Source organism: Kitasatospora dryopteridis (genome assembly GCF_050749075.1).
Classification (GTDB): domain Bacteria; phylum Actinomycetota; class Actinomycetes; order Streptomycetales; family Streptomycetaceae; genus Kitasatospora.
Genome location: NZ_CP192749.1, coordinates 4,244,382 through 4,258,280 on the forward strand (window position 1 = coordinate 4,244,382; position 13,899 = coordinate 4,258,280).

A 13,899-nucleotide genomic window follows, 5' to 3' on the forward strand; every position below is an offset into this window, starting at 1 on the left:
GAAGGCCGAACCGTGAACGTGACCGTCGCCAGGCTGACCGCGCGCGGCCTGCTGGGGCGCCGCCGCGGCATCCTGCTGCTGGTCGTCCCCGCCCTGCTGCTGCTCGTCGCCGTGATCGCCCGGCTGACCGCCGACACCCCGGAGGACCTCGCCGCCACCGTCATCGGCCGGCTCGGCCTCGGCACCCTGCTGCCGATCCTCTCGCTGGTCGTCGGCACGGGCGTGATCGCCACCGAGATCGAGGACGGCTCGATCGTCTACCTGCTGTCCAAGCCGCTGCCGCGGCACTTGATCGTCACCACCAAGCTGGCGGTCGCGGTCTTCGCGACCTGGCTGCTCTCGGCCCTGCCGATCCTGGTCGCCGGCCTGCTGCTGTGCGGCACCCGGGACGGCGTGGCCGTCGCGTACACCGTGGGCGCCCTGGTCTCCGGCGCCGCGTACAGCGCGCTCTTCCTGCTGCTCGGCGTGGTCACCAAGCACGCGGTGGTGGCCGGTCTCGGCTACGCGCTGGTCTGGGAGAGCCTGGTCGGCAACTTCGTGCCCGGCGCCCGCACGCTGAGCATCCAGCAGTGGGGCCTGGCGGTGGCCAAGCCGCTGGCCGTCGAGGGTGCGATCGCCGCGGACGTCGCCCTGAAGGTGGCCGCTCCGATGCTCGCCCTGGTCGCCGTCGCGGCGACGGTGCTGGCCGCCGTCCGGCTCGGCGGCCTCACCCTGGCCGGCGAGGAGTAGTCGCCCGAGGGGGCTCGGGGACCGCCGCGGGGCGGGAGGTACGGCACCGTACCTCCCGCCCCGCGGCCGTTGTGTCCTCGGGTGCCCCGTCAGCGGACGGTGGTGTTCCGGCCCGCGCCCCAGCCCGCCGCACCGGCTGCCGCGGCCAGCACCAGCAGCAGGGCGAGCGGCACCGTCCAGCCGCCGGTCAGCTGGCGCAGCGCACCCGCGCCGACCGGCCCCGCCGCGGCCACCAGGTAGCCGACCGCCTGGGACATCCCGCTCAGCCCGGCCGCGCCGGCCGCACTGTCGGTGCGCAGGACGATGAAGGCCAGCGCCAGCCCCAGCGAGCCGCCCTGGGCCACCCCGAGGACGGCCGCCGCCACCCAGGCGCCGGAGACCGGGGCGAGCAGCAGCACCGCGATCCCGGCCGCGTTCAGCCCGGCCATCGCCACGGCGAGCGCCCGCTGCCGGGTCATCCGGCCGGCGATCAGCGGCACCAGGAACGCCCCGGCCACCTGCACCAGGTTGGAGAAGGCGAAGACCAGGCCGGCCTCGCCGCGGTCCATGCCGTGGTCGGCGAGCACGGTGGGCATCCAGGCGACCAGGCTGTACACCAGCAGCGACGAGATCCCCATGAACGCGCTGATCTGCCAGGCCGTCGCCGAGCGCCAGGGGCCCGCGCCCTTCGCGGCCGCGGCGGCCGGCGCCGGCACGGCGGGGGCCTGCGGGCGGCGGGAGTTCAGCAGCTGCGGCAGCCATGCGGCGGCCGCGACCACGGCCAGCACCGACCAGGCGCCCAGCGAGGCCCGCCAGCCGCCGCCCAGCGCGTGCTCCAGCGGGACGGACACCCCGGCCGCCAGGGTGGCGCCGACCAGCATGGTGGTGGAGTAGACGCCGGTCATCGCGGCCGCCCGGTGCGGGAACTCCCGCTTGACCAGGCCCGGCATGGAGACGTTCAGGACGGCGATCGCCACGCCGATCACCACGCACCCGGCGTACAGCGCGGCCGCCGAGGGCAGCACCCTCAGCAGCACGCCCGCGCCGAGGGTGAGCACCGCGCCGAGCACCACCCGCTCGGCGCCGAAGCGGCGGGTCAGCCGCGGGGTGAGCGGTGCCCCGATGCCCTGGAACAGCACCGGCACGGTGGTGATCAGGCCGCTCGCGGTGGCCGACAGCCCGAGCGTCCGCTGGATCTCGCCGACCATGGGGGAGATCGCCGCCAGGCAGGCCCGCATGTTGAGCGCGACGAGCAGGATGCCGACGAGCATCAGCGCGGGGTGCGCGATGGCTGTGCGGGTACGGACCACCTGGGTGGCGACGGGCTGCGGGGTGCGGGTGACCGCCATGGTTGCGTGGGCTCTCTCGGGTTCGGTGCGTCGGGGGGAGGACGGGGGCGGGCCCGTCGTCACTTCCGGGCCGCGATGGCGGCGATCAGCTGCTCGACGGCGGCCGTCGGCCCCGCCAGCAGCGCGCGACAGGCCGCCTCGGCACGGTCCGGGTTTCCGCTCTCCACGGCGTCGACCAGCGCCCGGTGGGTCTCCAGGGAGATCTCGGGCATCTCGTGGTCACCGAACGCGGTCCGCATCGCCTCGCGCACCGAGGCGCCGAAGTAGCGGTAGAGCTCGGCCAGGGCCGGGTTGTGCGCGGCGTCCACCACCGCGGTGTGGAACTCGAGGTCGTGCTCGACGGTGGCCTCGCGGCCGGCCCGCTCCGGGTGGGCGGCCATCACCTCGGCCTCGCGGGCGAGCGCGGCCCGCATCCGGGCGATGTCCTCCGGGGTGTGCCGGACGGCGGCCAGCCGGGCCGCCTCGGCCTCCAGCGCGGCCCGCACCTCCAGGACGTCGCGGACACCGGAGCGCTGCACGCCGCGCAGCACCGCGGCCGGGTCGCTGGTGGAGCGGACGAAGGTGCCCTCGCCCTGGCGGGAGACCAGCATGCCGGCGTGCACCAGTACCCGGATGGCCTCCCGGACGGTGTTCCGGCCGACCTGCAGCCGCTCGGCGAGCTCGTGCTCGGTGGGGATGCGCTCGCCGACCGCCCAGACGCCGGCGCCGAGCTGCTCGCGCAGCTGCTCGATGGTCTCGTCCACCAGGGAGCGGCGGCCGGCGGCGTGCAGACCGTCGGTACGACCGGGCATGGCGGCTCCCTTCCGAGCGCAGAGGTCGGCTTGCCCAGTCATCCTACAACTGGACTGCACCGGCAACCGACCTAGAATCGGCTACTCCCGAGTTCGTCGCATCTCCTTCGAGAGCCGCACACCGGGCTTGTCCGATTGTGCAATCGGCGGCCCGGGCCGTGACTCTTCATTGATGCCTTTATATGCTCCGCAGAAGCTCACGCGGCAGTACCCCACCACGGTGCCCTGCTGCGGTCGTGTGTTGGCTGCGCCGGTGGAAGGTGTACGAATGTCAGGCCAGAGGGCGGGGGCGTCGGAACACGACGCCGGCTGGTGGCACGACGATGCCTCCTACCAGGACGGCTACCGCCGCGACGCCCCGCAGCGCGACGACGCGTACTTCTCCGCGCCCCAGCGCCGCCCCGCCGCCCCGCGCCCGCGCCGCGGCGACGAGCCCCCGCGCCCGCGCCGCGGCGACGAGCCCCCGCGCCCCCGCCGCGGCGACGAGCCCCCGCGCCCCCGCCGCGGCGACGAGTCGGAGCGCCCGCCGGTACCCCGCCAGGGCGGGCGCGCCGAGGCCCGCCGTGCCCAGCAGGGCCGCGGCGACGACGGCGTCCCCGGCGGCCGGGCCGAGGCCAGACGCGCCCAGCAGGGCCGCGGCGGTGACGACGGCGGCTCCGGCAGCCGGGCCGAGGCCAGACGCGCCCGGAAGAAACCCCGCGGGCGGAAGAAGGCCGTGGTCTGGGTCGCGGTGACCACGCTCGCCCTGGTCACCGCCGCGGGCGGCGCGCTCTACCTGAAGTTCAGCGGCAACATCAAGGCGTTCGACGGCGACGGCCTGAGCAAGAACCGCCCGGACGCCGCCACCCCCGACGCCAACGGCCACACCCCGATCAACGTCCTGCTGATCGGCTCCGACTCGCGCAGCGGCGACAACAAGAACCTCGGCGGCGGCGAGGACGGCGGCGCGCGCTCGGACACCACGATCCTGCTGCACGTCTACGCCGACCACAAGCACGCCGTCGGCGTCTCCTTCCCCCGCGACGCCCTGGTCGACATCCCCCCGTGCAAGCTGCCGGACGGCAGCTGGACGAAGAAGAAGACCGACGTCATGTTCAACAGCGCCTTCTCGACCGGCAACACCGAGGAGGGCAACCCCGCCTGCACCCAGAACACGGTCGAGGCGCTCACGAACATACGCGTCGACCACACCATGGTGATCAACTTCGAGGGCTTCTCCGCGATGACCGCGGCGGTCGGCGGTGTCAACGTCTGCCTCCCCAACGCCATCTACGAGGGGGACCTCAACCCCAACCTCGGCAAGAAGGGCAAGCAGCTCTACCCCAAGGGCGAGCAGAAGGTCCAGGGCAAGGCCGCGCTCGACTACGTCCGGCTGCGGCACGGCATCGGCGACGGCTCCGACGTGGGCCGGATGAAGCGTCAGCAGGCCTTCATGGCCTCGCTCATCAAGAGCGTCAAGAGCAAGGGCATGGACCCGACCACGCTGCTGCCGCTCGCCGACGCCGCCACCAAGTCGATGATCGTCGACCCCGGGCTGAACTCGCCGACCAAGCTGATCTCCTTCGCCACGCAGATGAAGGACATCGACCTCCACAACATCAAGTTCCTGACCACGCCCTGGAAGTTCTCCGGCTCGCGGATCGACCTCGTCCACCCCGACGTCGACACCCTGTGGCAGGCCCTCAAGGCCGACCGCACCCTGGACGGCCAGGACGCCAGCGCGGGCGCCGGCGCGAGCGCCTCCGCGGCCCCGAGCCCCAGCCCGACCCCGGTCGCGGTCAACGGCGCGGGCATCAGGCTCGGCGTCTACAACGGCACCCTGACCAGCGGCCTCACCACCAAGGCTGCCGCCACCCTCACCGGCTCCGGCTTCACCGTCACCAGCCGGGGCAACGCGGCGGCGCAGAACCACGAGACCACGCTCGTCCAGTACGGCCCCGGCGAGAAGGCCAACGCCCAGCTGGTCGCCCAGCTCTTCCCGGGCGCCACCCTGCAGTCCTCCAGCAAGGCCGGCATCAGCCTGGTCCTCGGCATGGACTACGCCTCCGGCGCCGCGGCCGGCTCGGCGAGCGCGGTGCCCACCGCCCTGCCGTCCAGCGTCGCCAACGAGGCCCGCTCCGCGGACGACGACCCCTGCTCCAACGTCTCGTACGGCTGACCGTCGGCGGCGCCGGGCCGGACGAGTTCCGGCCCGGCGGCCCCCGGCGCGTCGCCCGCCGGGTGTGTCGGCCGAAGGGGCGCTCAGCCCAGGCCGAAGACCCGCTCCAGCACCAGGGCCACGCCGTCCTCGTCGTTGCCGGCCGTCACCTCGTCGGCCACCGCGCGCAGCTGCTCGTGCGCGCCCGCCATCGCCACGCCGTACGCGGCCCAGGCGAACATCGGCAGGTCGTTCGGCATGTCGCCGAAGGCGATCGTCTCGGCGCGCTTCACCCCGAGGCGCAGCGCCGCCACCGCGAGCCCGGTCGCCTTGGACAGCCCGGGCGGCAGCAGCTCGACCACACCCGGCCCGGCCATCACCACGCCGACCAGGTCGCCGGCCACCCGCAGGGCGGCGTCGGCCAGCTCGTCGTCGGAGAGGGTGGGGTGCTGGATGTAGAGCTTGGCGAGCGGGCCGGTCAGCAGCTCGTCCGCGGCCACCCGTACGACCGGCAGCTCGGTGCCGATCTGCAGCCGGAAGCCGGGCCCGGCCAGCACCTGGCCGTCCAGCCCGTCCTGGTTGGCGGCCACCGCGAGCGTGCCGGTCTCCGCCTCGATCTTGGCCAGCGCCAGCGCGGCCACCCGCCGGTCCAGGGTGAGCGAGGTCAGCAGGCGGTGCGCACCGGCGTCGTACACCTGGGCGCCCTGGCCGCAGACCGCTATGCCGGTGTAGCCGATCTGGTCGAACACCGGGCGGGCCCAGGCCGCCGAGCGGCCGGTCACGATGATGTGCTGCGCCCCGGCCGCGACCGCCCCGGCGAGGGCGGTGCGCGTCCGCTCGCTCACCGTCTCGGTGGAGGTGAGCAGGGTGCCGTCGAGGTCGGTGGCGACCAGCCGGTACGGCAGGCCGCCACCGGGGGCGGTACTCACTTGGCGACGGGCTCGATCACCGCACGGCCGCCGAGGAACGGGCGGAGCGCCTCGGGGACGACCACCGAGCCGTCGGCCTGCTGGTGGTTCTCCAGGATCGCCACGATGGTGCGCGGGACGGCGACGAGCGTGCCGTTCAGCGTGGCCAGCGGGCGCACCTTGCCCTCCTCGCGGACCCGGATGGCGAGCCGGCGCGACTGGTACTCGGTGGTGTTGGAGGTCGAGGTGACCTCGCGGTACTTGCCCTGGGTGGGGATCCACGCCTCGATGTCGAACTTGCGTGCGGCGGAGGCGCCGAGGTCGCCGGAGGCGACGTCGATCACCCGGTAGGGCAGCTCCAGCGCGTTGAGGAAGTCCTTCTCCCACTGGAGCAGGCGGCGGTGCTCCGCCTCGGCCTCCTCCGGCGTGGTGAAGACGAACATCTCCACCTTCTCGAACTGGTGCACGCGGATGATGCCGCGGGTGTCCTTGCCGTAGGTGCCGGCCTCGCGGCGGAAGCAGGAGGAGAAACCGGCGTAGCGCAGCGGCAGCTGGTCGACGTCCAGGATCTCGTCCATGTGGTACGCCGCGAGCGGGACCTCGCTGGTGCCGACGAGGTAGCGCTCCTCCTCGGGGAGGTAGTACACGTTCTCGGCGGCCTGGCCGAGGAAGCCGGTGCCGTCCATGGCGGCCGGGCGGACCAGGGCGGGGGTGATCATGGCGGTGAAGCCGGCCGCGGTGGCCTGCGCCATCGCCATGTTGACCAGGGCGAGCTCCAGCAGCGCGCCGACGCCGGTCAGGTAGTAGGAGCGGGCGCCGGCGACCTTGGCGCCGCGCTCGGTGTCGATCGCGCCCAGGATCTGGCCGAGCTCGACGTGGTCGCGGGGCTCGAAGCCCTCGGCGGCGAAGTCGCGCGGGGTGCCGACCTCCTCCAGCGTGACGAAGTCCTCCTCGCCGCCGACCGGCGCGGCCGGGTCGATGAGGTTGGCGAGCGAGCGGAGCAGGCGGTCGGCCTCCTCCTTGGCCTCGTTCTGCTCCGCGTCGGCGGCCTTCACCTCGGCGGCGAGGTCCTTGGTGCGCTGGAGCAGTGCGGCCTTCTCCTCGCCCTGGGCCTTGGCGACCTGCTTGCCGAGGGTCTTCTGCTCGTTGCGGAGCTCGTCGAAGCGACTGCCCGAGGACCGGCGCCGCTCGTCGGCGGAGAGGAGGGCGTCGACGATGTCGACGTCCTCACCACGGACGCGCTGCGAGGCGCGCACTCGGTCGGGGTCCTCACGGAGCAGGCGAAGGTCAATCACGGGCCAAGCCTACCGGTGAGCGGGCCCCGGACCGGAACCGGTTTCCGCGGGTTGCGCGCGGATCGGCGCAGCGCCCGCGGCGGTTGCCCCGCCGGAACCCGCGCATGTGATTCACTGCTTTCGGAGCCGATCGCAATCCCGCCCACTATGTCCATTCCTGTCCGGGATTCTGCGGTCCCGGCAGGGTTCTGACGCTGCGGGGGCGCGCCGGAGGCTGTGGAGAGCGGCGGAAGCCCTGGGGATAACCCCTTCGATCCTGTGGATAACTCCTGTGGGGAACTCGCTCGGCGTGAGTTTGTCCACAGGCCCCACCCCGGTCCTGTGGACGAAGCGAAAGCAGGGGCGCGCGCCTCGATTCGCAGAGGAATTGGGGTTTGAAACCTCGATGAGCCTTCTCGGGTGAGGCATTTTGCTCGCTCGAACGGGTGATTTGCTGCCTGAAGGGTGACTCTGGTCCGATGAGTCGTCTCCGAGGCTAAGTGTGATGATCTGACCAGTTCAGGCTATGGCTATACCGCTTTGTCGACTCGACCCCGACCCTGTGGATAACCACAGCCCCGCACAGCCTGTGGACGAAGCGCCCCGCCTGTGGATGAACGGCCGCCCGGGCGGCCGGGCGGCCGCCCGACCGAAACGGTCAGAGCTCCCCGCGGCCGTCCAGGCAGCGGGACAGCCAGTCCGCCGCCTCCGAGAAGTCCGCATCCGAGGTGCCCGGCCGTACCGGCCGCTGCGAACCCTTGTCGGCCCGCGGGTACGAGCCCAGGAAACGCACCTGCGGGCAGATCCGCTTGAGGCCCATCAGCGCCTCGCTCACCCGCCGCTCGCTCAGGTGCCCCTCGCAGTCGATGAGGAAGCAGTAATTGCCCATGCCCTCACCGGTGGGCCGGGACTCGATCCGCATCAGGTTGATGCCGCGCACCGCGAACTCCTGCAGCAGCTCCAGCAGCGCACCCGGGTGGTCGTCCGGCAGCCACACCACCATCGAGGTCTTGTCCAGGCCGGTCGGCGAGGACACCCGGCCCGGCCGCCCCACCAGCAGGAAGCGGGTGGTCGCGTTGGCCGCGTCGTGGATGTCGCTCACCAGCGGCTCCAGCCCGTACAGCACGGCCGCGAACTCCCCGGCGAACGCGCCGTCGAAGCGGCCCTCCTGGACCAGCCGGGCGCCGTCCGCGTTGGACGCCGCCGACTCCCACTGGGCGTCCGGCAGGTTCGTCGCGAGCCATCGCCGCACCTGCGGCTGCGCCACCGGGTGGCTGGTGACGGTCTTGATGTCGGCGAGCGAGGTGCCCGGCCGCACCAGCAGCGCGAAGGTGATCGGCAGCAGCACCTCGCGGTAGATCATCAGCGGTGCGCCGGAGGCCAGCTCGTCGCTGGTCGCCGTGACGGCGCCCTCCACCGAGTTCTCCACCGGCACGAACGCGCCCGCGGCCTCGCCCGCCCGCACCGCGTCCAGCGCCGCCGGGACGGAGGCGAACGGCACGAGCTCGCGGGTCGCCGCCTCGGGCAGCGTGCGCAGCGCGGCCTCGGTGAACGTGCCCTCCGGCCCGAGATAGGTGTAGCGGGTCGCCGACATGCCGCCTCCGTAACGCAAGGGTGGTGCTGAGCAGGACTCGGCCTGCCACCATAGTCACTCGCGGCGCCCGCCCGGACACCGTTTCGCCCACTGGTCGCCGCCCCGGGCCGGGCATGTCACCGAGTGCCCTCCGGCACTTCCGGACGGCCGCCACGGCCCGGGGACGCGCTCAGCCGACCTTCAGCTGCTCGGTCGCCGTCACCTGGTCGATGTCCGAGGACCGCACCGTCACGGACACCACCCAGTTCCCTGCCAGCGGCAGCTGCGCGGTCCCCGTCCAGCGCCCGGTGCCCTGTGCGGCCAGCGTCACCGGCAGCGGGCCGAGGTCGCGGTCGGGCAGGGTGAAGGCGAGCTGCACCTCCGGCACCTCGACCGGCCTGCCCGAGGAGTCGTCCAGCTTCAGCTGCACCTCGTTCGGGCCGGTGGCGACCGGGTTGACGGTCACCGTCGCGGTGCCCTTGGCGTTGGGCGTGCGGCCGCCGGTGTCGTACGGCAGCTTCAGTTCCACCGTCCGGCCCGGCACGGTGGACGCCCCGGGCGCCGCCGGGGACTGCGAGGTCGCGGCGACCGCCTCGGCCACCCGGCCGGGCGGCGAGTTGGTCAGCATGGTGGTCACCACCAGCACGGCGACCGCGACCACGGACTCCACCAGCACCGTCCGCCGCAGCCCGGACCTGGCCGGGCCCCCGTCGCGGACGCGCCGCTCGGCCGCCCGGTCGCGGGCGGCCTGCTGGCGGGCCAGCTGGGCCTGCCGTGCCGGGTCGGCACCGCCCTCGGCCGCGTTCTTCTTCGTCCCCACGGCGGCCTCCGCCGCCTCGTCGGCCTCCGACCCCGACTCGGCCGCGGGCGCCTCGGCGCCGGCCGCCCGCAGCCGGGCGACCCAGGCGCGGGAGATCCAGGCCAGGCCGACCATCGCCGCCACCAACCCGGTCTTGATCAGCAGCAGCCGCCCGTACTCGGTGTCGACCAGCGCGCTCCAGCTGCCGAGACCGCGCCAGGACTGGTAGACACCGGTCACCGTCAGCACGGTCACGGCGGCCAGCGCCAGCTTGGAGAACAGCTCGACCGCCGCGGTCGGCACCCCGTGCCGCAACCCCACCAGCAGGGTGGCCAGGCCGCCCAGCCAGAGCGCCATCGCCAGCAGGTGCAGGGCCGCCATGGGCAGCGCCAGCGGCACCTGGATGCCGACGGAGGAGTGGTCGGCCCCGACCCAGGTCGCGCTCAGTGCGACGGCGAGCACCGCGCCGGCCACCCCCAGGCCCAGCCGGGCGTCGCGCAGCGGCCGTTCGGCCGCCCGCCGCTCCAGGGCGCGCAGCTCGGCCTCCTCGCCGTCCGGCGTACCGGCCGCCGCGGAGCCGCCCTCCTCCGGAGCGCCGTCCTCGGCGTCGGCCGCAGGCTCCGTGCCGCGTTCCTGCCCGAGCTGGCCGACCAGCAGCGACAGGAAGACGCCGCCGGCGGCGAGCAGCAGCAGCCGGGCGGCGAGCGCCGTGCCGATCCGCTCGTCCAGGGTGGCCCGCACCAGGGAGAGGTCGAAGGCCTGCGAGATCCCGGTGCCGCGCTCGTACGGGCCGCGCAGCAGCAGCACCGCGACGGTCGACACCAGCAGGGCGATCCAGCCGGTCATCATCAGGCGCTGCACCGGGTGCACGGCGGCACCGCGCGGCCAGCAGATCAGCACGAACGCGACGGCCCCCACCAGCAGCGCGAACGCCGCGTAAGCGACGGTGCGGGCGGTGCCGTACGCGGCGGCGACCACCGCGTCCGGCTCGGCGCCCTGCACCGAGGAGGCGGAGACGCTGGTGTCGGACGGCGCGCCGATCGAGAAGGTGAACGCCCCGCCGACCGGGTGGGAGTCCTCGGAGACCGCCCGCCAGGCCACGGTGTAGGTGCCGTTGCCGACGCCGGGGCGCAGGGTCACCCGGGCGCTGGCGTCCTTGCCGTCGACGTGGCTCGCGTCGCCGTTGTCCACCTGCTTCCCGGCCGGGTCGAGGACCCGCACCGAGTCGGCGGTGAGCGAGACCCCCTCGCTGAAGGTGAGCGTGACGGCGGCGGGCGCGGTGGCGGCGACCGAGCCCTGCGCCGGGTCGGTGGAGACCAGCGTGGCGTGCGCGGCGGCGGTGCCGGCGCTGCCCAGCAGCACCGCGGCGGCCGCCGCCAGCACGGCCAGCAGTGCCGCGACTCTCCTCAGCATGTGTGTCAGCTCCCGGGCCGGTAGGTGAGCGGCTTCACCGGCACGGTGACGGTGATGGTGCCGCTCTTGGCGAAGGTGAGGTCCAGTTCGAGTTCGTCGCCCACGGCGGGCTGCTTCTGCCATCCCATGATCATGAGGTGGTGGCCGCCCCGGGCCAGTTCCAGCTCGCCGTGCGCCGGCACCTGGAGGCTGTCGACCGCGGTCATCGAGGACCCGCCGGAGGTGTGCATGGTGACGGACCCGGCGTCCGGGCTGGTCACCGCGACCAGCCGGTCGGCCGTCCCGCCGTCGTTGTGCACGGTGAGGTAGCCGGCGCCCATGCCGCCGGGCAGGGCGGGCAGCGGGACGTAGCTGTCCCTGATGCTGAGCTCGGCGCGCCCGTCGTCGGTTCCCGTCCCGCACGCCACGAGTATCGTCCCGGCGGTCAGCACGGTGGCGAGACCCGCGCCGATCAGCGCCGAGCGGCGGAAGGCGCGGCTCATGCCGGCACCCCCTTGGCGAGCAGCGCCAGGTCGTGGGTGTAGGTCTGGACGGTGCTGCTGCCCATCCACAGCACGTGCGCCTTGTCGTCGGAGGGCATGAAGGCCAGCACCTGGGCGCCGTGCGCGGAGGTGACGGTGCCGTCCGCGTTGACCACCGGGTCCTGCACCGCGACGCCCACCGTCCGGGCGGCGGCCTTCACCTTGGCGAGGTCGCCGGTGAGGCCGATGAAGCCGCTGCCCATCGAGTCCAGCCAGGTGCGCAGCACCTTCGGCGTGTCCCGCTCGGGGTCGGTGGACACGAACACGACGTCGATCTTCTTCTGCTCCTCGGCGGACAGCTTCGACATCGCCACGCCGATGTCGCCCATCGTGGTGGGGCAGACGTCGGGGCAGCTGGTGTAGCCGAAGAACAGCACCACGGACCGGCCGGCGGTCTGCTTGCGCAGGTCGAACGGTTGGCCGGAGGTGTCGGTCAGCACCAGGTCGGGCTTGTCGAAGTGCTTGCTCAGCACACTGCCCTGGTACGCGGAGCCGCTGCTCTCCTTGCGTACCGTCGCCGCGCCGGTGCCGCTGCCGGCGGAGGAGGAGCAGGCGGTGAGCGCGAGGGCGCCGGACAGGGCCAGGGCGGCCGCGCCGAGCAGCCGGGCCTTCGGACGGGGGGTGTGGGCCATGGCGTTGGGGTTTCCGATCGTGCGGTGGTGGCTCGGCCCGGCGGGGCCGCACCAGGGGTGCGGCCCCGCCGGGCGCCCGGTCAGGAGGCGGTGCCGCTCTTGCGGCGGAGGCCGGCGACGCCGAGGGCGGCGCCGATCACGCCGACGACGATGCCGACCACACCGAGGGTGCGGGCGGTGGAGTCGTCACCCGTGCTCGCGGCGGCCTTGTCGCCGTGGGAGTCCTGGGAGGCGTGCTGGTCGGCGGCCGGCGCGGCGGCGGCGGTGGCGGCGGCCTTGGTGAGGGTCAGCACCGGGGCCGGCTTGGCGGGCTCGGGCTGGCCCTCCTTGGCCTCCTCGATCCAGCGGACGACGTCGCCGTTGTCGTAGGTCTGCAGGGCCTTGAAGGTCAGCTTGTCGGTGTCGGTCGGCAGGGCGCCGAGCGAGACCCGGAACTCCTGGAACTGGCCGGGGGCGATCCTGGTGCCGGCGTCCGCGGTCCAGGTGATCTTGGAGACGGCCTCGGTGATCTCCTTGCCGTGCGAGCTCAGCGGCTTGTCGAGCTTCGACTTCTCCAGGACGGCCGTCCAGCCCGGCAGCGGCTGGATGCGCACCGACGCCATCGGGTGGTCCATCGGCAGGCTGACCTCCAGCTTCACGGTGGAGGCGGTGTCGCTCTCGTCCGGCACCCGGAACGCCACGGCGGTGTAGCCGCCCTGCGGGACGCTGCCCGGCTGGACGGTGACGTGGGCGGAGGCCGGGCCGGCCAACGCGACGAGGGCGGCACCGGCGACGGCGGCGGCGAGGGCGGTCCGGCGGGCGGAAGTGGTACGCATGACAGGTCTCTCCAAGGGGAGCGGGGTGCACGGCGGCAACGGCCGCGGCATGCACCGGGCTTCGGGTGGGGCGGTACGGGCCGTCCCGACTCCGTGCGGGAACGGCCGGACTGCGCGCCGCGAACCCGGTGCCCCGGGCCGCTCAGCGCGCGAACGCCCCCGTCGGCGGACCCCGCCGGACCACGCTGTGCAACAGGACCGCGGCCCCGGGCAGCGGCACGTCCGCCGCCCGACCGCCGGGCACCGCAGGACGGGCCGCGGGCACACCGCCCAGCAGCACCGCCGCCAGCAGCACCAGCGCGCGCCGCAGCGGCGCGGCCCACTCGCGGGCCGCCTCCGCGGTCAGCCGCACCAGCCGCCACAGCGCAGCCTCGCCGCGCCGCAGCCACCACCCGGCGACGACCGCCGCCAGCAGGTGGCCCAGCAGCATCGCCGGGCTCGTCCCCCACAGGTCCGGGGCGGCATGCCCGGCGCCGGACGCGGCATACATGTGCGGGTCCAGGCCGGCGTCGCTGATCAACTGCTCGGGGGAGGTGCCGGCAGGCACACGGGTGACACCGTTGCCCGCCACGTCGTCGCAGAGCAGCCGCCCGGCGACCTCCGGCATCGACATGCCCGCCATGTGGTGCGCCCGGGCCGGGGTCAGCGTGTGGAAGAGCAGGTGCAGACCGAGCTGCCCGGCACCAAGCGCCCCGGCGATCGCCGGCAGCGAGCGCTCCCGCCCGCCGAGGGCCGCGGCCAGCAGCACCACCGCGGTGAAACCGAGCCCCAGCGCCGGCAGGGCGACGTCCCCGCCACCCACCAGCGCGTGCCCGGCGGCCGCAACCAGCGTGCACACCAGCGCGAACGGCACCGCCCGCGCCACCCGGAGGTCCCAGGCTGCGGCCGCCACCCCGTCGGAGGGTGCGGCGGCGCCTGCGAACGCGGCGGCGGGGTCGGCAGTCATGGCCGGGCCATCATCTCACCGCTCACACCGTCA

The 13,899-nt window shown here is 74.1% G+C and carries 12 protein-coding genes; 2 read left to right on the plus strand and 10 right to left on the minus strand.

The window, feature by feature from the left end:
* The first annotated feature begins 12 nt into the window (after window positions 1-12).
* A complete protein-coding gene (locus ACQ614_RS19325; protein WP_431679775.1) occupies window positions 13-729 on the plus strand; it encodes an ABC transporter permease in 717 nt (238 codons plus the stop codon).
* Window positions 730-818: 89 nt separating this feature from the next.
* Here the strand turns inward: ACQ614_RS19325 and ACQ614_RS19330 are convergent, their stop codons facing one another.
* On the minus strand, window positions 819-2,057 hold the full coding sequence (locus ACQ614_RS19330; protein WP_431679776.1) for an MFS transporter: 1,239 nt from the start codon (window positions 2,055-2,057) through the stop codon (window positions 819-821).
* 59 nt (window positions 2,058-2,116) lie between these two features.
* Window positions 2,117-2,848 carry a FadR/GntR family transcriptional regulator gene (locus ACQ614_RS19335; RefSeq protein WP_431679777.1) on the minus strand — a complete coding sequence of 244 codons (732 nt, stop codon included), beginning with the start codon at window positions 2,846-2,848 and terminating at the stop codon, window positions 2,117-2,119.
* A gap of 268 nt (window positions 2,849-3,116) precedes the next feature.
* On the opposite strand from ACQ614_RS19335, the gene ACQ614_RS19340 reads away from it, so the two are divergent.
* On the plus strand, window positions 3,117-5,006 hold the full coding sequence (locus ACQ614_RS19340) for an LCP family protein (protein WP_431679778.1): 1,890 nt from the start codon (window positions 3,117-3,119) through the stop codon (window positions 5,004-5,006).
* Window positions 5,007-5,089: 83 nt separating this feature from the next.
* Here ACQ614_RS19340 and ACQ614_RS19345 read toward each other — a convergent pair whose 3' ends face one another.
* The 8 genes from ACQ614_RS19345 to ACQ614_RS19380 all read right to left on the minus strand — a co-directional run bounded on the left by ACQ614_RS19345 (window position 5,090) and on the right by ACQ614_RS19380 (window position 13,866).
* Complete coding sequence (locus tag ACQ614_RS19345) at window positions 5,090-5,914, minus strand: HAD family hydrolase (RefSeq protein ID WP_431679779.1); 825 nt, start codon at window positions 5,912-5,914, stop codon at window positions 5,090-5,092.
* Window positions 5,911-7,188: a serine--tRNA ligase gene (gene serS, locus ACQ614_RS19350; RefSeq protein ID WP_431679780.1), complete on the minus strand. Its 1,278-nt coding sequence runs from the start codon at window positions 7,186-7,188 to the stop codon at window positions 5,911-5,913. Before serS ends, ACQ614_RS19345 begins: the two co-directional genes overlap by 4 nt.
* A gap of 637 nt (window positions 7,189-7,825) precedes the next feature.
* Complete coding sequence (gene pheA / locus ACQ614_RS19355) at window positions 7,826-8,761, minus strand: prephenate dehydratase (protein WP_431679781.1); 936 nt, start codon at window positions 8,759-8,761, stop codon at window positions 7,826-7,828.
* 169 nt (window positions 8,762-8,930) lie between these two features.
* Window positions 8,931-10,952, minus strand: a complete 2,022-nt coding sequence (locus ACQ614_RS19360; RefSeq protein WP_431679782.1) for a FixH family protein — start codon at window positions 10,950-10,952, stop codon at window positions 8,931-8,933.
* 5 nt (window positions 10,953-10,957) lie between these two features.
* Complete coding sequence (locus tag ACQ614_RS19365) at window positions 10,958-11,434, minus strand: copper chaperone PCu(A)C (protein WP_431679783.1); 477 nt, start codon at window positions 11,432-11,434, stop codon at window positions 10,958-10,960.
* A complete protein-coding gene (locus ACQ614_RS19370) occupies window positions 11,431-12,105 on the minus strand; it encodes an SCO family protein (RefSeq protein WP_431679784.1) in 675 nt (224 codons plus the stop codon). The genes ACQ614_RS19365 and ACQ614_RS19370 overlap by 4 nt, the downstream gene beginning before the upstream one ends.
* Before the next feature lie 80 nt (window positions 12,106-12,185).
* Window positions 12,186-12,920 carry a YcnI family copper-binding membrane protein gene (locus ACQ614_RS19375; protein WP_431679785.1) on the minus strand — a complete coding sequence of 245 codons (735 nt, stop codon included), beginning with the start codon at window positions 12,918-12,920 and terminating at the stop codon, window positions 12,186-12,188.
* Window positions 12,921-13,062: 142 nt separating this feature from the next.
* A complete protein-coding gene (locus tag ACQ614_RS19380; protein ID WP_431679786.1) occupies window positions 13,063-13,866 on the minus strand; it encodes a hypothetical protein in 804 nt (267 codons plus the stop codon).
* Window positions 13,867-13,899 lie beyond the last annotated feature (33 nt).

Excerpts from the sequence above, each read along its gene's own strand:
- ACQ614_RS19330 (WP_431679776.1), bottom strand. The coding sequence starts at position 2,057 with ATGGCGGTCACCCGCACCCCGCAGCCCGTCGCCACCCAGGTGGTCCGT.
- ACQ614_RS19335 (WP_431679777.1), bottom strand. The coding sequence starts at position 2,848 with ATGCCCGGTCGTACCGACGGTCTGCACGCCGCCGGCCGCCGCTCCCTG.
- ACQ614_RS19340 (WP_431679778.1), top strand. The coding sequence starts at position 3,117 with ATGTCAGGCCAGAGGGCGGGGGCGTCGGAACACGACGCCGGCTGGTGG.
- pheA (WP_431679781.1), bottom strand. The coding sequence starts at position 8,761 with ATGTCGGCGACCCGCTACACCTATCTCGGGCCGGAGGGCACGTTCACC.
- ACQ614_RS19360 (WP_431679782.1), bottom strand. The coding sequence starts at position 10,952 with ATGCTGAGGAGAGTCGCGGCACTGCTGGCCGTGCTGGCGGCGGCCGCC.
- ACQ614_RS19365 (WP_431679783.1), bottom strand. The coding sequence starts at position 11,434 with ATGAGCCGCGCCTTCCGCCGCTCGGCGCTGATCGGCGCGGGTCTCGCC.
- ACQ614_RS19370 (WP_431679784.1), bottom strand. The coding sequence starts at position 12,105 with ATGGCCCACACCCCCCGTCCGAAGGCCCGGCTGCTCGGCGCGGCCGCC.
- ACQ614_RS19375 (WP_431679785.1), bottom strand. The coding sequence starts at position 12,920 with ATGCGTACCACTTCCGCCCGCCGGACCGCCCTCGCCGCCGCCGTCGCC.
- ACQ614_RS19380 (WP_431679786.1), bottom strand. The coding sequence starts at position 13,866 with ATGACTGCCGACCCCGCCGCCGCGTTCGCAGGCGCCGCCGCACCCTCC.